Source organism: Nostoc sp. PCC 9305, assembly GCF_963920915.1.
Classification (GTDB): Bacteria; Cyanobacteriota; Cyanobacteriia; order Cyanobacteriales; family Nostocaceae; genus Nostoc.
Genome location: NZ_CAWUDN010000038.1, coordinates 23,310 through 41,313, shown reverse-complemented (window position 1 = coordinate 41,313; position 18,004 = coordinate 23,310). Strand labels below are relative to the sequence as shown.

Below are 18,004 nucleotides of genomic sequence, written 5' to 3'. Positions count from 1 at the left end.
GCTTAACGCACCGCAAACCTCAAATTGTAAGTTAGGCAAGCCGTAATACTACAGTTGTCTTAAAAATTAGCAATTATTATTTATTGAAACAGAATTCAGGAGTCAGGAGCCAGAATTCAGTTGGGTATTTTGTGCGACACAACGACTGCGCTCAGTGTATCGCTGGTGGATAAATCCAGGGGTTTAAGACCCTCACTAAATCTGCATATTTAGTGGTGCAACAAAACAGTTGCGGGTCTGAATCCCGCACTGATAGCGCAGCGGTAGCGAGTATTTTCGAGTCGCGTCTTCATTCTGACTCCTGTTAGCGGTAGCGGGGCGTTTAGCCCATTCTGACTTCTGAATTCTTCTTCAAAATCAATATTAATGATGATTTGTTTGAGCTAAATGTTGCACAGCCCATTCGTGCATAGCATAGAGAATTGGTTGCAAAGTTTCTCCTAAAGGCGTCAGTGAATATTCTACCTTGGGTGGAATTTGGGGATAAACTTCTCGATGAATAATGCCGTCTTCCTCCATTTCTCTAAGTTGCTGAGTTAGCATCTTTTGCGTAACTCCAGGTAAAGCTCGTTGCAACTCACCAAAGCGTTTGACACCAGTCATTAATTCTCTAATAATTAAAACTTTCCAGCGTCCGCCAATCACTTTTAGGGTAGTTTCTACTTCACAAGTCAGCCTGAGATGGTTTTCTGCTTCAGCTTTCATAGTTTTTTTGTAGGAATAACCTGACTCAGGTTTGCTCGGTAGTACCGCTAGTTATCTGATTATTATAGGACTTACGCACAGGTAACGGAAAATCGAACCACAGAGACACAGAGAACACGGAGGAATAAGAGTTTGAGAGATATTTTGCGTAAGTCCTGTATTACTTGTTTTATGTCTTTCATAATTAGTGTAGCAGCTGGAGGAATATGACAATAGAATAGATACTTGCTGTCTTTTGCAGTCAACTGGAGGCAGATGTTTGCTGATTACTGTAACAGTAATCAGCAAAGTGCGATCGCTTGTTTTAGAATTGGATAGATAGCTATCCAATCAAGTAGAGCCTTCCAGACAAGGTAATCTCTCCACGCTTCATGCTCATACAAGAAAAAATCTCAACATTTCAAGCACAAATAGAGCAGTTTCAGCAATACCTGGATTTTCCTAATGCACAACATGAAACCAGCGCCAAACTCGCTGAAATTGTCAGTACTAGAGGGATCTCGCAAGATGAGCTTAGAGAAGAGATAGCTCAACTTCAACAAAAACTTCATAGACTTGTCAAACTGCTTGAAAAAATTCGCGACAGAGCTAGCGTTGGAGAATTAACAGTACTGTACTTTGTCAAATCCAATTTCCTTTTAAAGGAAATTTTAGACGATGGATACTGGGTTTTATACTGGGGAGAAGACGCAAAAAAAGCAATTGAAGAGCTAACATCAGGTTCTGTCGCTCTATACAAAGACCTCAAAAGCTTAGTTAGTCCTGAAACTCCTAAAAAAGACATAAATTATGTTGTCGTAGAAACCCTAAAACATAGTCTAAACTCACTCCTTGAAGCAGGGTTACGAGTTAACGCGTTCTCCCAAGAGGAGGTTAACGCATTTGATTTAGGAGATATAACTCCTCAAGAATCAGAAACTGTGTTAATCTTCCTATCAACAATGAAAAAATGGGAACCAGTTTACAAGAGACTTGCAGCATCCTAAATTTCTTGGGAAAGAAGACGTAATCCTTATACATGAAGCACTCGTCAGTGAAACTGGCGAGTCATCAAACATAATTAATGAAGGCTTGCTTGACTCTGCTCTTTACGCGCCTCAAGCAACTTTTGGGGGAGAGTATTTACATCCCACAATTTATGAACAGGCATCTGCATTAACTATTCCACATAGCCTGCAATCACGCTTTTGAACAAGGTAACAAACGCACTGCTTTTGCTGCTATGGTGACTTTTTTAAATGCCAATGATTACGATATTGAAATAACAGAAGAAGAAGCTGAGAAATTAACGGTACAGATAGTTACGCATGAAATAAGCAAGGAAGAACTGCCTGCTATATTGAAAAATTACGTGACAAATCTTATTTAACCTCATTACATTGCGATCGCTCTTAGAGAATGTCTGAGAAGCTTTAGATAATGAGTCCCAATCTCTACCAGAATACGCCGCTAAACTAGTAATATACAGCAGAGCAAAGAAGCTTCAAAAATCTCAGGTTCAGAAACCCCTGGCTAACGAAAGTTTGAGCCAGGGGTAGTTGATGGTTAGATACTCAAAATATCTATAATTACGTAGCTACCAATTCAGAATCGATTTCCGACGGCGCACTATCTTGGACTAGCGATCGCGTTTCACCGTTACGCTGAAGGATACCGCCAACCATTGCCAACAAGGCATTCACCTTGCGGGTTCGCCACATATCTACGAGGTTTTGCACTTCAGTTGCAGACATCCGGCGCATCATCGCTTCGTAGAGATAAGCAGCATGTCCAGTTTCATCTTGGGCAATACTTAGCATTCCTAACTTCAAGTTACGAGCGGTTGGCTCGTTATCAGGTAATACTTTCGCCATTCGCGCAAAGTCTTTACTAGCATCTAACTCCAGAATATATGTGCTAGCCATAAACATATCCCAGTCAATTACAGCTGGTTTTAGCTGTTCTTGGGTGTAGCCTTCATAAAATGCTGCGAAAAAGGGACTACGCTGTTGTGATTTTTTTGTAGATGTAGTTTGGGGTTGACGCTTGAAATCTATAACTTGTTTATTCAGCTGTTGTAAGGCGTGGGCAAAAATTTGACCATGCTTAGTTTCATCTGATGCATGTTTTGCTAATTTTTCGGCTAGCCATGTATCACCTTCAGCAGCTGCGCGCTCGCTAAGTGCGGATAAAAATGGCACAGAGCCAGATTCGGCTAACTGAAACCCCGCAAGGATATTGGGGCGGGTTTTAGAATCACGAATTTGAGCAGCAGAGTAATAGGCAAAAACACTTGAACCAGCTAGATGCAGAAGGTTAGTCAAGAAGTTCATCAGAAATTCCCGCTGACAATTGGAAGGTTACAATTCTTATACTAATCCGCATTTTCTATCGATTGCTGCCAGAGGGTCTTACCATTTGGAATTTTGAATTGTCTGTGGAACTATATGTCAACAGTTAACAAATATATCTTTGCATTTTGCTAGTATCATTCCACAGAGGTAATGCAGGTAAGTTTGGATGGAGAAATTAACTAAACCAGTGCGATTTTGGCTTTGTGCAACTATCATAATTTTAAATTTGATGGGCTGCGATCGCTTTATCGGGAATTCTGGAGAACCAGTTGAGCGAGTCAGTGATGGTGATACTTTAGTAGTAAAAGATGCCGATGGCAAAAATCTTACCGTGCGTTTTGCTTGTGTAGATGCGCCAGAAATCGCTCATACAAACAAAGAAAAACAGAGTAAACGCACAAGCGATCGCAATCAATTTAGTTGGGGTGTGAAAGCCCAAGAACGGGTGCAACAACTGGTACAACAAGGAGGCGATCGCGTGACTTTGAATATCACCGATAGCGATCGCTATGGGCGTAAAATTGCTGAAGTCCGTTTAAAAAATGGCACTTTTGTACAACAGGTATTGTTGCAAGAAGGTCTAGCAAAAGTCTATCGTCCCTATTTAAACAAGTGTCCTAGTAAAGACTTAGTTCAACAAGCCGAAGCCAAAGCGAAGGAACAACGGCTCGGCGTTTGGAGCGATACTAAATTTATAAATCCTTGGGAATATCGCAGCCTATATAAGAAGTAAAAACTCGGCATTGCATATTTGCGCGACAACTCAGCAATTGCCAAAATTCCCCCCTGCCCCCCTGCCTCCTCTACTCCTCTCCCCAAGTTTGCAGTTGCAAATAAACTAGTACCAGCGCCACTGCTAGTAACACAGTCGCTCCTGCTGCTGCATAACCAAAATCAAATTGACCAAAAGCCTCTTGGTAAATGTAGTAAACCAGCAGATTAGTTGAATTTAGTGGCCCACCGCCAGTCATCACAAAAACTTGCTCAAAACTCCGCAATGTAAAAATTGCGGTAGTAATGACTGCAAATATTACAGTCGGGCGTAATCCGGGCAAAGTAATATACCAAAATTGTTGCCAAGCATTCGCTCCATCTAAGTCTGCTGCTTCATAACGACTGGAAGGAATTGCTTGCAACCCGGCTAAAAAAACTACCATATTGAAACCGAGTTGTTTCCAAATACTCATTAAAATAATTACTGGCATTGCCCAAAATGTATCTCCTAGCCAGGGAATTTCTGAAATCCCAAAAAAATCTAAAAGTCCGTTAACTGGCCCTGATGTTTGAAACAGCCAGCGAAATCCCAAACCGGCTGCCACAAGTGAAATAATTGAAGGTAGAAAATAGGCACTCCGCAGGATGCCCCGCAAGGGAATGGAACGGTTTAACAGTACTGCCAATCCCAAGGAGATAACTAAACTGGGAATGATGGTAGCAACAGTAAAATAAAAGGTGTTACCCAGAACTTGCCAGAAATCGGGGTCGAGTAGCAAGCGCCAATAGTTTTTTAAGCCTATCCAATAAATACCTTTTAAGCTGAAACTACCAGCAGTGAAACTGAGATAGAACAAATAGACGATTGGCCAAATGATAAAAACACCCAGCAAAATTAATGCTGGTGCGAGAAAAATCCACGCGGCTACTGTATCATTATCCAACCACGACTTAGTATATATTTTTGGCATCTATAAATTAACCCTCCTAGCTGTTATGACTCTCCGCCTTGATTCTACCCTTAGCTTAATTTCTCCCAACATTAGCGATGATTACCAACAATTCGCCCCTTTAAAACTGGGAATTATGGCTTCTGGGAATGGCAGCAATTTTGATGTAGTTGCCCAAGCTATCCAAGATGGGCGGCTAAATGCTCAAATTCAAGTTTTAATTTACAATAATCCCTCAGCGAAAGCAGCCGTCAGAGCAGCTAATAGAGGTGTAGAAACTGTATTATTAAATCACCGCAACTATCAAAACCGAGAAGAATTTGACGAAAAAATTGTGCAGACATTGCGGCACTACGATGTAGAATGGGTGATTTTGGCAGGTTGGATGCGATTATTAACGTCAGTTTTCATTGATGCCTTCCCTGAGAGAATTATTAATATCCATCCTAGTTTGTTACCTAGTTTCAAGGGAATCCATGCTGTAGAACAAGCCTTGGCATCTGGGGTAAAAATTACTGGTTGTACAGTGCATATAGCTTGCTTAGAAATGGATAGCGGCCCAATATTAATGCAAGCAGCAGTGCCAGTATTGCCGGATGATACAGCAGAAACACTCCACGCCAGGATTCAAATTCAGGAACATCGAATTTTACCATTAGCGATCGCTCTGGCAGCTGATTCGTCAAAAGTTACACCAAGTGTCACGTAAAAATACATATATCAATTAGGGGTGCACAGCTGCGCGCCCCTACTATTCATCAGAATTAGCTTCAGCAGTTTGATACGCTTGTAGGAGCCTAGCATGATCGAGAGTAAATCCTACTTGCATGGCTATCTGGGCAAATAAATCAATCTCAGATTGTTGCCAATTACGGGGTTCAGAACACTGATGTGCAATTAACAAGCCAAATAGCTGCTCATCTTTAATAATTGGTGCTACTAAATTTGCTTTCACACCAAAAGATGCGAGCAGGTTAATGTGACAATCAGCCAAACTAGACTCATAAATGTTGTTGATTGCAACAACGCGACCAGACTGGTACTTTTCTACATAGCCTTGAGTGAAACAGGGGTCATGGATTTTAGACCGCAAAACTTTGGGATAACCCGGAAGCACGGATTCAGCAATAATAATTCCGAACCAATTAGCGTAAAAGCTATAAACTAACACTCGGTCAGTACTCAGTGCTTTGCGAACCTCTTCTACAGTAGTTTTGATGACATCCTCTTCTTTGAGGGATTGGCGGATGCTGCGGATAATATCGACTAGTAACTGACTTCGCATCCTTTCAGCTTCAATTCTTTGCAGGAGTCTTGCATGGTCGAGAGCAAATCCTACTTGCATCGCTATCTGGCCAAATAAATCAATCTCAGATTGTTTCCAATCACGAGGTTTGGAGCATTGATGTGCAATTAACAAGCCAAATAGCTCTTTATCTTTAATAATGGGGGCTACTAGATTTGCTTTCACCCCAAAGGATTCGAGCAAGTTAATATGGCAATCAGCCAAACCAGCTTCATAAATATTGTTGATTGCGAGAACGCGACCAGACTGATACTCTTCTACATAGCCTTGACCGAAACATGGGTCTTGGATTTCAGCTCGCAAAACTTTTGGGTAAGTGAGAACAACTGATTCCGCAATCACTGTTCCAGACCAATTAGCATCAAAGCTATAAACCATCACTCGGTCGGTACTCAGAGCTTTGCGAACCTCTTCCACAGTGGTTTTGAGAACATCCTCTTCGTTGAGTGATTGGCGAATGATGCCGATAGTATCTGCTAACAACTGACTTTGCACACCCTCAGCCTCGATTCGTTGCAGCAGTCTTGCATGGTCGAGAGCAAACCCGACTTGCATCGCTGTCTGAGCAAATAAATCAATCTCAGATTGTTGCCAATCACGGGGTCTGGAACATTGATGGGCAATTAATAAGCCAAATAATTGTTCATCTTTGAGAATGGGGGCGACCAGATTTGCTTTGACAGCAAAGGATTCCAGGAGGCTAATGTGACAATCAGCCAAACCTGCTTCATAAATATTGTTTGTGGCTACAACGCGACCAGACTGATACTTTTCTACATAACCCTGACCGAAACAGATGTCTTGAATTTCAGACCGCAAAACTTTGGGATAACCTGGAACCACTGATTCGGCAATTATAATTCCAGACCAATTAGGGTAAAAGCTATAAACCAGTACTCGGTCAGTACTCAATGCTTTACGAACCTCTTCCACCGTCGTTTTGAGGACATCTTCTTCGTTGAGCGATTGACGAATGCTGCGGGTAATTTCGATAAATACCTGAGCTTTATCTGCTTTGGTATCTACTTGTTGTAGAAGGTTGGCGTAGTCAAGGGCAAATCCTACTTGCATGGCTATCTGAGAAAACAAATCAATCTCAGATTGTTGCCAAAAGCGAAGTCTAGAACATTGATGTGCAATCAATAAACCGAATAGCCGTTTGCCTTTGAGAATAGGTGTTACTAAACTAGATTTGACAGCAAATTGCTCCAGCAACTCAATATCAGCATCACTGAGATCGCCTTGATGGATATTATCAGTAGCATGGATGCTACCATTTTGGTATTTTTCTATATACCCTGCCTCAAATCCAGGATCGGAAACTGTAACCCCTAATATTTTCGGTAAACCAGGTGCTACTGATTCGGCGATAAAGGTTCCATTATAGTTGGAGTCGAAGCAAAAGATGGTGACGCGATCGATGCTTAAAGCTTTACGAATTTCTTCTGAGGTAGTTTTGAGAACATCTTCTTCATTGAATGATTCTCGAACCCAACGGGTAATTTTGATTAATAGTTGAGAGTAATCAGCTTCGGCTTCTTTCTCCTGTATTAAAACCGAAAGTAGGTCTGTGAATAAGGTGATGTTTCTCTCTAACATCACTAATTCATCTTGGCCAGCGATAAAGACTTGAGTAAACTCGCTGTCTGGACGTAGCCTCTTTTTAATATTATTAGAAATTGCAGCAACGTTGCTGACTCGACTCATAACTCGATTCGTCACAAAAACAGCGATCGCACCTGCTAAAATTGCTGTTACTCCCATACCAGTTAACAAGAGTGACAATTGTCTTTTTAGAGCAAGTTCACTTTCTGGTGAACTTTTTACACTCTCTTGTCTTACTTGCGGAGTTTGTGTGTTAATTAAATTAATGCCATAGTTGTAAGTAGCTGTTCCAATCGCAACTACAGGGAGGACACTGATACCTAGTGCCCAAACCATTGCTTTAGTCTTTAAACTCCATTTTTGTTGCCAGAGTCTCTGTTGGCGATTTCGTCTTGCTTGGTTTTGAGAAAAAGACTGACTCATAAATGAAACCTGGATTGCTGCAATTGAGAATCAAGTAAAGAACCTCACCACCAAATTCTACACAAACCTTATTAAACAAAGACTGGCTTTCAGGAGTATCTTGAGGCACTAATTTTCTCAGTCATGTCCCATAATGCTTTTGTTTCCTTTAAATTCAAAAAAATTGGGTCTGATTAACAGGTTTGTTAACAATCTTATGGCGATCGCTTGGTTAGAATGTCTTATTTTCTCATTAGGAGTTGTGGTTTTCTGGCAAGGCAGCCAAACAAGCTTTATTTTTTAACAAGGTTTTACAGACTTCTCACAGTTGCCCTTACCCGTGGGATCATTTTTGCTTGATTACTGACATTAGTTTTCAAGTACATGAGGGACAAATGCCGGATTAATGCATCAGTTTGTACTTCCTGCCCCTCTGCCCCTCTGCTCCCCTGCCTCCACAGCCTAATCTGCAATCAACTCTACTGCATCTCGTCCATCACAATTTTGTAAGTAAACTTTGACAATTTCTTCTTTAGCTGTAGGTAACTTTTTGCCAATAAAATCTGGGTGAATTGGTAATTCTCGATGGCCTCTGTCTACTAACACAGCTAAACGAATCACCTCTGGCCTACCGTAATCGTTGACTGCGTTCAAAGCCGCGCGAATCGTCCGTCCTTTGAAAATCACATCATCCACCAGTACAACCGTTTTCCCGGTAAGGTCAAAAGGAATTTCGCTTTTCGTTGGAGTCCGCAATCCAATTTTGTCAAGGTCATCTCGATAAAATGTAATATCCAAAGCACCGACTGAAACTGCGACACCTTCGAGCGTCTCAATCTGACGCGCCAATAATTCGGCTAATAACGCACCCCTAGTATAAATACCAAGAAGCACCAGTTGAGATAAATCACGCGTCCTTTCGACAATTTGAGAAGCAAGACGAGTCAAGGTACGACGGATTTCTTCGGATGAGAGAATTTCAACTACTTTGGCAGACATAGCGAGTCATCAGTTAGGAGTTAGGAGTGATGAGTTAAGAGTTAGGAGTTTTTATTCTTAACTCTTAACTCTTAACTCCTAACTCCTAACTTTACATTTTATTTGGGAGCATTAAGAATATTGCGATCGCTATCCCTAACCATAGCAAAAAACAATATCGAGTCAGCTGTAAAGCATTCTGAATAGAAGTTGCAGTAATGGCATAAATAGCATCTCCTAGCAGTGGTTTGTACTTAGCTACCCCCCGATACCAATTTGTACCCCCCATCTGTACACCTAAAAATGCAGCATAGGCGCACTCACTCCAGCCAGAATTGGGACTAGGATCTTTAATTGCATCCCGACGACAAATTTGCCAAATATGCATCGGCTTACCCGATAATAGCGCCAGAGTCACGACTGTTAACCGACAAGGTAGCCAAGTCAAATAATCTTCTAACCGCGCACAGAACCATCCTAAATAAGTATAGGGTGCTTCCCGATAGCCCACCATTGAATCAAGGGTACTGCTGGCTTTATATGCTAAAGCTAAGGGAGTTGGCCCCACAACTGGTATAAAGACACCAACAATTGCATAAAAAAGCGGAGCCATCACCCCATCGGTGGCATTTTCTGCAACCGTTTCTAAAACGGCTCGTGAAATTTCTGCTTGTGAGAGGTTTTGGGTATCTCGACCAACATAATTACTTAAAATCTTTCGAGCTTTCTCCAAATCTCCGACTGTTAAAGGTTGTAAAACAGCCTCCGCTGCTACTCGCAAACTTTTGCCAGCAAAACAACTAGCCAAAAGAATGCTATTTATGGCAATTCCTAAGAGTGGATGAACCCATCTGGCAATTTGAATCATCAAAAAGCCAACAAGACCGCTACCAATTATTAAGATGATGCCTAGTACAATTCCAGCTAGGCGTTGTGTTAGAGAATTTTGACATAAGTGGATAAAAAATTTGGTCAGGCGAGCAATTACCCACCCCATAAGTTGTACTGGATGAGGCCAATCCCAAGGATCGCCAATTAAGTAATCTAAAAATGCTGCAATTATTAAGATATAGATATTATTAGTCATAGTCATAAGTCTTGGGTTAAAAGTCAAGGGTCAATATTTAGACCATTGACTCTTGACTAAACCACAAAACTAGCTTCTTCTCCAAGAGAAGCTTGCCGACTCCGAGCATCGTAATAAAGGTCTGCCAGAGTAATACTGTATAAAGCTTCTTTGAGTTTTTGGTTGAGTCTCTGCCAGAGGCTAAACGTTACCCAATCTTCAGCTTGTGTAGGTGCTGGGGTGTGATGAGGTAAATGGCTAGTCTCGCCAACAGCTTCTAAGATTTGTCCTATAGATATTTGTGCAGGCTCTCTTGCTAATTGATATCCGCCGATGCTACCACGAATTGATTTAACTATTGACGCACGACGCATTTCTATTAGTAGTTTTTCGAGGTAAGGAGCTGGAATATCTTGGCGTTTTGCGATCGCTCTCACAGATACAGGCCCATATCTTGGCTGTAAACTTAAATCTAGCAACGCCTTTACACTATAGTGTCCTCTGGTAGTTAATTTCATTTTGGCAAGCTTTGTTGTTTGTCCTTTGCACTGCATCTCCCTGAAAAGAAATTCTGAGGGTCGGCTTCCGACTCTGAGACTTCTTTAGTTTGTCGTTTCTAAATAACCAATGACTAATTACCATTGACTAATGACTAAGGATCAGTTTTGCTTATCATTCTGTGACTCAGTTCTCATCCTTAAGAAATAGACAACCTCTTGAGCGTTAGTTTAGAAAACTTAAAACTCATATAGTCTAGCAGTAATTCACAAACTATATATATATAGTTATCAGCATTGCCAGCATTTTCTAAAATAGATTGTCTTGTCAATATTGGTAATGGCATAACAATTGTGCATCTGAGTGTAATATACTTGGCTAGGTTGAGATAAAAACTAAAGGATTATGTTCCTGTTAGCTCAACCTCAGCTAAAATAAAATCGATTCAAACACTTCAAACATTCATTTTCGACCTAAGTTGATGCCTAAACAGAAAAAAATTGAACCCTTACTCGGCGAAGAACTGCTCAAAAAAGTCAAAGAGCTAGAGAACGAGAGCAAAGAAGACAAAGCTAAGAAGTGCGGCTACTATACCGTTACCAAAAATGGTATAGAACGCGTCAATATGATGAAGTTCTTAAATGCCCTAATTGATGCTGAAGGCATTCAGTTAGACAGTACACCCAGTGCTAATGGGCGTGGTGGACGTAGTGCTAGCTATAGAATTAGTGTGCAATCGAATGGTAACTTACTTATAGGTTCAGCTTATACAAAACAGATGAATCTTAAACCAGGAGATGAGTTTCTGATCACTTTAGGCAAAAAGCACATTCGTCTGAGACAGGTAGATCCAGAAGATCGCGAAGGTGATGAAGCCATAGAAGCCACGGCTTAATAAATGGTCATTTGTCCTTTGTCCGTTGTCATTTGTCCTTTGTCCGTTGTCATTTGTCATTTGTCATTTGTTCTTTGTGAAAAACAATGACTATAAACAGTCATTAGTCAAGTGTCCTTTGTGAAAAATAATGACTAATGACTAATGACTGATGACTAATGACTAATGACTAATGACTAATGACTATATCTGTGGTGGGTAAGACTGGTAAATAGTGGCGAAGTGCCTTGCGCGTAACTGCTAAATTACAGGTTAATGCAATTTGCTCTTTTTCTAATAAACCCAAAATGCGATCGGGTTGGTCTCGTGCTACCACTGGTAATTGATGTAAACCTCGAAGACTCATTCGATCTAAAGCCTCAGATAAAAGTTCATCTTGCCATGCATAGAGTATTTCAGTAGTACAAATGTCTATGAGGGTTTGACTGGATAAATTATCGGGAATTTCAGTTAGAGAATTTGGGTATGTTTGCCAAATAGCAAGGGCACGGTTAATATCTTCCAAAGAAAGTATACCAACTAATTGCTCTGCTTCATCAAATACTAAAGCACTACGAACGCGATCGCGGGTCATTTCTACAGCGGCATCTAATACTCCCAGAGTTGCAGGTAACTTTTTGGGACAGGGATACATGGCATCTTCTACCAAAATTTGCTGCACAATTTCCGCTTGTTCATCTTTCAATTCCGAAAGACCAATTTGTTGTAGATTAGAGTTAGAGTTAAAAGTTGGTTTAATCCTTTCTACTAGCCAAACACTCAAACCGACAGCTGCCATCAACGGTAAAACAATTCGATAGTCACGGGTTAATTCAAACAGCATTAAAATAGCCGTTAATGGCGCTCTTACACTAGCAGCCAGAACTGCTGCCATTCCCACCATCGCGTAAGCTGGGGGAGCCGCCATTTGATCGCAAATTGTCGGGAATGCTACAGCCAACATTTTGGCGTAAGCCGATCCAAAAGAAGCACCTAAAAACATTGCTGGTGCGAACAAACCACCAATGAAACCACTACCTGCACTAATTGCAGTCATCAATAATTTCACCACCAACAACACCACCAATAAGTAGAGTGGAAACTCCACATCTTGAAGCATTGCTTCTACAGTTTCATAACCGACACCTAGAATTTGCGGGAACTGCAAAGCAACAGCGCCAATAATTGCACCGCCAATAATTGGATGAATTGGCTCAGGAATTCGTCCCAAAAAGGCAAAACCTGGAACCTTCCCAGCAAAGCAAGCTTTTGCTAAACGAATTGATTGGGTATAAGCCAGAGAAACGAGGCTGGCCCCTAAACCCAAACCTAGGTAAAGGGGTAATTCCAAAGGACTGCGAACTTGGTAAACAGGTAAATCAAAAGCAGGTTGGGCCCCCAAACCAATTTGGGCAATTAATGCTGCTACCACCGCAGCTAACAGCACCACACTGACAGCAGAAGTAGCGAAAGATGTCGCTCCCATCACCACCTCCAGAGCAAAAAATACTCCAGCTATGGGAGCATTAAATCCCGCCGCCAGTCCCGCCGCCGCGCCAGCACTTAACAGCAAGCGTTGTCGTTCTTGAGATACATTGAGAATTACAGAGAACAACATCCCAAAATTTGCGCCAATTTCGACACTCGGCCCCTCTGGCCCCAAAGAAGCACCGCTCCCTAAAGAAACAGATGCGGCTAGCATTTTGCTAACTGGTCTTAGTGGTCGCCTAATCTCTTTTCCTTGAGAGGCGGCGATGAGAGATGAAAGTCCAGGGCCAAAGTCTTGAGTGCGCCAGCGCATCAAGCCAACAATTAATCCGCCAAGGGTGGGAACGCAGGCTAAAGTCCAAGCACCCCAGGCGCCAATTTGACCCATTAAATTTTCCAGCATCAGCTGGTGAACCAATTGGATTAAATAGTGAAAGGTGACTACACCCATACCAGTACCACCGCCAATGAGCATGGCTAAAAACAGTACCACTGTTTCTGGGGATGGCTGAAAACGATTAATTAGGTGAGCTAAACGAGCGGAAGGTGTAGGAAAGGCAGGTTGTTCCGTTACCTTCCTCAGTTGAGTGGGAGGCAAGAGAGTCATTGAGAGGCGGGGTAAATGTAAGAAAAAATTTAAATTTTTATCTGTTACTTATCATTGTGAGCCATTATTTAGCAACCGGACAAGTAGACTTTATTTGCTTAACTTACAAAGCTTTAGCTAAAAATGTCATTGTGCAAAATTTGTGTGGGGAGAATGGTTAAATGAGGGACAATTATTAGTTAAGGGTCAGCAATGCCTAAGTTGAGCGTAGCTGCTGCTAGTGGGGTGCGAGTGGGCACCAACACTATTTTTTCTAGAGACAACAAAGTTTTTTGGCTGGGTGGTAGTACCCGTAAACATTAACCATGAGTCATCCTTGTTTAAATCTAGCTATACTCGTGTTGCGACTATTGAGGCATCCTTGGTAGTAATAGAATGTATGTATGATTGATGCCTGATATCAGATCGTACATTGATTGACCCCAATTCAATATAGCTATTGTTATAGAGCGAGTAAGTGGACTAGGCGGACGAGGTAAATGAATATACACACTTTTGATAATCATTATGTTACTTGCCCAATTTGCCAAAGAAATGCTACGCCTAAACCAGTTAAAACACGCATGGGCTTGTTTTGCTGTCCCTATTGCCAGGAAAGGCTAGTAGTTTGCCAAAGTGGTCATTATGTCCGCGATCCGTTTACTTGGAGACAATTGATGATGTCTTCGTCGCTACGTCGTCAAAGCCGACCTTTAGCGAGGATTCTCAGAGATTTTATCCTACTCAAGCGTCCGATGGTAGCCTTGGCTGTAGGTAGTGCGATTTTCTTTGGTGCGATCGCTTTGACCCAAGAAAAGACAAGTTACGATCGCCAAATACTTCCCACAACAGAGAAAGTTAATGAACCAGGAAACAAATCCCAGTAAATCGATTACTTTGGTATAAATCAAATTCTACTTTGATTTTTGTAATATTATAACTAAATACTCTGATAAAACCGTGTCTTATTACCCCAAATAGGACGCGGTTTTATATTATGTCCGCTTAAAGAGCGATCGCCCACCAGACATCTAATGAAATTTGGGCTATAAAAAAGAAAATTTATAGCCCAAATTTTGATCGGTAATCCCTTTTTATAATTATTAAAATCCTTGTAAAATTTTATGGCAGGAATTAGAGAATTTGAGTTTTTAACTGTTATTTATGAAATCATACGTACAGAAATTTTAATATTTTATCAATTTTATTAATCGTATCGCTCGTAGTCCAAAAAATTAAACTATTTATTCTTTACATATCCAGGACTTACGCAAAATATCTCTCAAACTCTTATTCCTCCGTGTTCTCTGTGTCTCTGTGGTTCGATTTTCCGTTACCTGTACGTAAGTCCTAATATCATAGAAAAATATGTCTTTAAATGTTGAAATATTAGAGCAAAGTTTTGAAAAAGTAAAACCTTACGCTAATGAATTTGCAGCCAGCTTCTATGATAATTTGTTTAAAGCTCACCCAGAGGTGAAACCACTGTTTACCAAGACTGATATGGTGAATCAACAGAAAAAGCTGTTAAATTCTCTGGTTTTGGTAGTAGAAAATCTCCGCAGCCCAGAAACTTTAGGGCCAGTTCTCAACGCTCTAGGAGGTAGACACGTCGGCTATGGAGCCATTCCCAAATATTATGGCCCAGTTGGGGAAACACTGCTGGTGACGCTTGAGCAATATCTCCAAGAAGATTGGACTCCTGAAGTCAAAAAAGCTTGGCGAGATGCTTATAGAGCAATTACTGCGTTGATGTTAAAAGGTGCAGGGGAAGAATCTTCATCTAAAGCTGTCCAAGCTGAGAAAAAACTTGTAACTTTAGCGAGGAAACTTATTGACGCTTTCTGGATAGCACCAACATGGTTAGTCGCCATAGCTTCGGTAGTTATCTTTACGGTAATTCTTTTAATTGTCGATGACAACTCTTTACTAGCAGAGGTTTTGGGTGCTGCTGACACTATCAGTTTGGTGGTGGCACTAGTTCTATTCATTAAAGAAGCTCCAGATCGTAGAAAACAATTTCATTATCAAGCTTGGAGTACGGTTGATGCAGCACACAATGTTAAAGTTAGTTATGCCAGAATTTTGGCACTGCAAGATTTGAATGAGGATGGTGTTTCTCTGAAAGGTTTGGATGCTCCTGGTGCGGAGTTAGTAGATATTAATCTCTCCCATGCCAATCTTAGTAAAGCCAATTTGATAGAAAGTGACTTGAGCAATGCTAATTTGAGCTATGCCAATTTAGATAATGCTAATCTCAGCCAGACTAAACTTAGTGGTGCAGATTTAAGTTATACAAAACTGGGTTTTGCTTGCTTAAGCCAGGCTAATCTTAATAGTGCCAATCTCAGAAGTGCCAATTTAATTTGTGCAGATTTGAGCTATGCAAACCTGAGTGGTGCAGATTTGAGAGATGCTAGTTTGAGTGGTGCTAACCTGGAAGGAGCTTACCTAACTGGTGCTAATCTCAAAAATGCTAAAGTGAGCGATTATGAATTGAGCAGTGCCTTTACCGAAGGTGCGATTATGCCTGATGGCTCAAAATATAAATCATCCTGATTTTTTCCTGACAAGGGGACAAGTAGGGAAGCAGGGGAGCAGGGGAGCAGGGGAGCAGTAAGTCTTTCCCCTCTGCCTCTTTTCAATGCTCCATGCCCCATACTTACAATCTATTGATATCTTTTGTGACTAATTTCCAACCTTCAGCTTGGTCAATTAGCTTCATCGACTCTAGTTCAAGATTGTTGAAATCAGATACATTAAGCAGGAAGTAGGGTTGGCCGTTGTAGTGCCAATAATATTCCAGTTCACCAACAGAAGCGGGAATAATGGTGCGATCGCTATAATAATCCAACGAGGGACGATGGTAAGGAAAAGATGTGTAAATCTTCCTCGTCGCAGGATTTGCTCGTACAATCATGGCGGCGACTGGTTTCACTGGATAGGCTTCAGATAATTCCCAAACCCAGTAGTTAGATTTCATTAACAGCAGCAGCGAAATATAACTTCCCCAAAACAAAATCTTCAGAAATTGTCCGTCACCTCGTTCTGCCAAAATAGCTGCTAATGTCATAGTTAAAGCTACGGCGGCAAAAATCAGTTGTAAATCTGTTTTTGGTGTTGTACCGGAACTGAAATAAATACTACCAGCAGAAGCAGCCACAGCAAGTATTGCCAAACCAGCAACCCAAGCACGGGGATAAGATGAGAGTAAAGGCGAATTTTCCGTTTCTGATAATTGGATACCAAAAGCTAAAGCTAAACTAGGGTAAATCGGGAATAGATACCAGGGAACTTTGGTAATCATGAAGGAAATTACCAGTAGATAAACCCCACTCCACGCCATTACTAGTTTTGCCCAGCTAAGGTTGCGATTTTCCCAAGTTAAGCGGACAGTTTGTGGTAAGAATAATAACCACGGCCATGTGTATTTGAGAAGTTCAATCACATAGTACCAAGGTGGTTCAGAATTCCCTTCTACAACTGAGCCAATTCGGCCTAGTGATGGGTTGGCAATACCAATTTGGGCGAAAGTATAACCATAGTGAATTAGTTGGGCACCATACCAACCAGCTACAGGTAGAATGCCAATTAAGATTGCGATCCAGAGATAGTAACAAGTGAGCAGTCGTGGCGTATCCCAAAATAGAAATACAATCGCGATCGCACCGAGTAATACACCTAACAGTCCTTGAGTTAAACAAATAAACCCAAAGCTAATGCCAACACCAAGACAATAGCGTAAATCTCGGCGCGATCGCAACACGCATAACATCATCACCATCAAAAAACTTACCATCGCCCCATCCAACATTGCTAACCGCCCATGACGTACCACAGGTAGCATTGTTAGGTAAATCAAGGCGCTATAAATAGCAGCCCAGCGTTGGCGAAATATCTCTCGAGCAATGCAATACAGTAAAGGTACAGATGTTGCTGTTAAAATTGCTCCCGGTAGGCGCGTTGTCAACTCATTTTCGCCTCCTAGAGAATAAGCCCAAGCTATTAGCAAATGCATCAAAGGCGGCTTGTTGTGATATGGTTCGCCTCCTAACGTTGGGTAAAGCCAACGCATTGAACCTGCTGGGGCGTGCCAAATTTCACGAGCAACCTGTGCCACAGTACCTTCATCCCAATCTCGCAGCGGCAACCCTCCCAGATTGATGCTAAACAGTAATACTGCTGCCAACAGCAATACTATTAGCCATACCCAATCAATCCATTTGCCAACCGTGCGATGCTGTTTTTCCAGATGACTCCAAATAAAGCTTCCTTCTTGCATATTCTCTGGTAATCATTTTACATGCTGGTTTGATTACATAGAGACATCTAGCGAATCTCCCATGTTGCCACCCAGTAACAACGTATGTTCTTAACAATTGCTAGTTTCCAAGATTAACTCAATTTTTTATAATTAGCGCTATTTTTTGAAAAATTTATATTGGTTATTTAAATCACATTTCAGCTAATAAATGATAAAAATAATACAAACAATTATT

General features: G+C 41.3%; 16 protein-coding genes. 7 read left to right on the top strand and 9 right to left on the bottom strand.

What is annotated here, in order from left to right:
* Window positions 1–363: 363 nt before the first annotated feature.
* A complete protein-coding gene (locus ACM0OX_RS16270) occupies window positions 364–705 on the bottom strand; it encodes a winged helix-turn-helix transcriptional regulator (RefSeq protein WP_414516120.1) in 342 nt (113 codons plus the stop codon).
* Between the two features lie 371 nt (window positions 706–1,076).
* On the opposite strand from ACM0OX_RS16270, the gene ACM0OX_RS16265 reads away from it, so the two are divergent.
* Complete coding sequence (locus ACM0OX_RS16265) at window positions 1,077–1,691, top strand: hypothetical protein (RefSeq protein WP_414516119.1); 615 nt, start codon at window positions 1,077–1,079, stop codon at window positions 1,689–1,691.
* Between the two features lie 182 nt (window positions 1,692–1,873).
* Window positions 1,874–2,074, top strand: coding sequence for a type II toxin-antitoxin system death-on-curing family toxin (locus ACM0OX_RS16260; protein WP_414516155.1), 201 nt, complete (start codon window positions 1,874–1,876; stop codon window positions 2,072–2,074).
* A 199-nt stretch (window positions 2,075–2,273) separates the two neighbouring features.
* Here ACM0OX_RS16260 and ACM0OX_RS16255 read toward each other — a convergent pair whose 3' ends face one another.
* Entirely contained in the window at window positions 2,274–3,017 is a 744-nt protein-coding gene (locus ACM0OX_RS16255; RefSeq protein WP_414516117.1) for a ferritin-like domain-containing protein, read from the bottom strand.
* Between the two features lie 187 nt (window positions 3,018–3,204).
* Between ACM0OX_RS16255 and ACM0OX_RS16250 the strand changes: the two genes are divergently transcribed.
* Entirely contained in the window at window positions 3,205–3,771 is a 567-nt protein-coding gene (locus ACM0OX_RS16250) for a thermonuclease family protein (RefSeq protein WP_414516116.1), read from the top strand.
* A gap of 70 nt (window positions 3,772–3,841) precedes the next feature.
* On the opposite strand, the gene ACM0OX_RS16245 is transcribed toward ACM0OX_RS16250, so the two are convergent.
* A complete protein-coding gene (locus ACM0OX_RS16245; protein ID WP_414516114.1) occupies window positions 3,842–4,723 on the bottom strand; it encodes a carbohydrate ABC transporter permease in 882 nt (293 codons plus the stop codon).
* A 25-nt stretch (window positions 4,724–4,748) separates the two neighbouring features.
* Here ACM0OX_RS16245 and purN point away from each other — a divergent pair, with 25 nt between their 5' ends.
* Window positions 4,749–5,411, top strand: a complete 663-nt coding sequence (gene purN, locus ACM0OX_RS16240) for a phosphoribosylglycinamide formyltransferase (RefSeq protein ID WP_414516112.1) — start codon at window positions 4,749–4,751, stop codon at window positions 5,409–5,411.
* A gap of 42 nt (window positions 5,412–5,453) precedes the next feature.
* Here the strand turns inward: purN and ACM0OX_RS16235 are convergent, their stop codons facing one another.
* From ACM0OX_RS16235 to ACM0OX_RS16220, 4 genes are all read right to left on the bottom strand, one after another.
* The gene (locus tag ACM0OX_RS16235; protein WP_414516111.1) at window positions 5,454–8,036 is read right to left on the bottom strand and encodes a GAF domain-containing protein; all 2,583 of its coding nucleotides are present in this window, start codon (window positions 8,034–8,036) and stop codon (window positions 5,454–5,456) included.
* A 441-nt stretch (window positions 8,037–8,477) separates the two neighbouring features.
* Complete coding sequence (gene pyrR / locus ACM0OX_RS16230) at window positions 8,478–9,014, bottom strand: bifunctional pyr operon transcriptional regulator/uracil phosphoribosyltransferase PyrR (protein WP_094353001.1); 537 nt, start codon at window positions 9,012–9,014, stop codon at window positions 8,478–8,480.
* Window positions 9,015–9,105: 91 nt separating this feature from the next.
* Complete coding sequence (gene cbiB / locus ACM0OX_RS16225; protein ID WP_414516153.1) at window positions 9,106–10,080, bottom strand: adenosylcobinamide-phosphate synthase CbiB; 975 nt, start codon at window positions 10,078–10,080, stop codon at window positions 9,106–9,108.
* A 56-nt stretch (window positions 10,081–10,136) separates the two neighbouring features.
* Window positions 10,137–10,577 carry an Rrf2 family transcriptional regulator gene (locus tag ACM0OX_RS16220; protein ID WP_414516109.1) on the bottom strand — a complete coding sequence of 147 codons (441 nt, stop codon included), beginning with the start codon at window positions 10,575–10,577 and terminating at the stop codon, window positions 10,137–10,139.
* Between the two features lie 461 nt (window positions 10,578–11,038).
* Between ACM0OX_RS16220 and ACM0OX_RS16215 the strand changes: the two genes are divergently transcribed.
* Window positions 11,039–11,452, top strand: coding sequence for an AbrB family transcriptional regulator (locus ACM0OX_RS16215; protein WP_094353004.1), 414 nt, complete (start codon window positions 11,039–11,041; stop codon window positions 11,450–11,452).
* Window positions 11,453–11,621: 169 nt separating this feature from the next.
* On the opposite strand, the gene ACM0OX_RS16210 is transcribed toward ACM0OX_RS16215, so the two are convergent.
* Window positions 11,622–13,526 (bottom strand): chloride channel protein, encoded by a 1,905-nt coding sequence (locus ACM0OX_RS16210; protein WP_414516108.1) that lies wholly within the window; start codon window positions 13,524–13,526, stop codon window positions 11,622–11,624.
* A 479-nt stretch (window positions 13,527–14,005) separates the two neighbouring features.
* Between ACM0OX_RS16210 and ACM0OX_RS16205 the strand changes: the two genes are divergently transcribed.
* Together ACM0OX_RS16205 and ACM0OX_RS16200 are read left to right on the top strand one after the other, a co-directional pair.
* The gene (locus ACM0OX_RS16205; protein WP_322673143.1) at window positions 14,006–14,392 is read left to right on the top strand and encodes a hypothetical protein; all 387 of its coding nucleotides are present in this window, start codon (window positions 14,006–14,008) and stop codon (window positions 14,390–14,392) included.
* 481 nt (window positions 14,393–14,873) lie between these two features.
* Entirely contained in the window at window positions 14,874–16,064 is a 1,191-nt protein-coding gene (locus ACM0OX_RS16200) for a pentapeptide repeat-containing protein (RefSeq protein ID WP_414516106.1), read from the top strand.
* A 103-nt stretch (window positions 16,065–16,167) separates the two neighbouring features.
* On the opposite strand, the gene ACM0OX_RS16195 is transcribed toward ACM0OX_RS16200, so the two are convergent.
* A complete protein-coding gene (locus tag ACM0OX_RS16195) occupies window positions 16,168–17,787 on the bottom strand; it encodes an ArnT family glycosyltransferase (RefSeq protein WP_414516104.1) in 1,620 nt (539 codons plus the stop codon).
* Window positions 17,788–18,004 lie beyond the last annotated feature (217 nt).

Excerpts from the sequence above, each read along its gene's own strand:
- ACM0OX_RS16270 (WP_414516120.1), bottom strand. The coding sequence starts at position 705 with ATGAAAGCTGAAGCAGAAAACCATCTCAGGCTGACTTGTGAAGTAGAA.
- ACM0OX_RS16265 (WP_414516119.1), top strand. The coding sequence starts at position 1,077 with ATGCTCATACAAGAAAAAATCTCAACATTTCAAGCACAAATAGAGCAG.
- ACM0OX_RS16255 (WP_414516117.1), bottom strand. The coding sequence starts at position 3,017 with ATGAACTTCTTGACTAACCTTCTGCATCTAGCTGGTTCAAGTGTTTTT.
- ACM0OX_RS16250 (WP_414516116.1), top strand. The coding sequence starts at position 3,205 with ATGGAGAAATTAACTAAACCAGTGCGATTTTGGCTTTGTGCAACTATC.
- ACM0OX_RS16245 (WP_414516114.1), bottom strand. The coding sequence starts at position 4,723 with ATGCCAAAAATATATACTAAGTCGTGGTTGGATAATGATACAGTAGCC.
- purN (WP_414516112.1), top strand. The coding sequence starts at position 4,749 with ATGACTCTCCGCCTTGATTCTACCCTTAGCTTAATTTCTCCCAACATT.
- ACM0OX_RS16235 (WP_414516111.1), bottom strand. The coding sequence starts at position 8,036 with ATGAGTCAGTCTTTTTCTCAAAACCAAGCAAGACGAAATCGCCAACAG.
- pyrR (WP_094353001.1), bottom strand. The coding sequence starts at position 9,014 with ATGTCTGCCAAAGTAGTTGAAATTCTCTCATCCGAAGAAATCCGTCGT.
- cbiB (WP_414516153.1), bottom strand. The coding sequence starts at position 10,080 with ATGACTAATAATATCTATATCTTAATAATTGCAGCATTTTTAGATTAC.
- ACM0OX_RS16220 (WP_414516109.1), bottom strand. The coding sequence starts at position 10,577 with ATGAAATTAACTACCAGAGGACACTATAGTGTAAAGGCGTTGCTAGAT.
- ACM0OX_RS16215 (WP_094353004.1), top strand. The coding sequence starts at position 11,039 with ATGCCTAAACAGAAAAAAATTGAACCCTTACTCGGCGAAGAACTGCTC.
- ACM0OX_RS16210 (WP_414516108.1), bottom strand. The coding sequence starts at position 13,526 with ATGACTCTCTTGCCTCCCACTCAACTGAGGAAGGTAACGGAACAACCT.
- ACM0OX_RS16205 (WP_322673143.1), top strand. The coding sequence starts at position 14,006 with ATGAATATACACACTTTTGATAATCATTATGTTACTTGCCCAATTTGC.
- ACM0OX_RS16200 (WP_414516106.1), top strand. The coding sequence starts at position 14,874 with ATGTCTTTAAATGTTGAAATATTAGAGCAAAGTTTTGAAAAAGTAAAA.
- ACM0OX_RS16195 (WP_414516104.1), bottom strand. The coding sequence starts at position 17,787 with ATGCAAGAAGGAAGCTTTATTTGGAGTCATCTGGAAAAACAGCATCGC.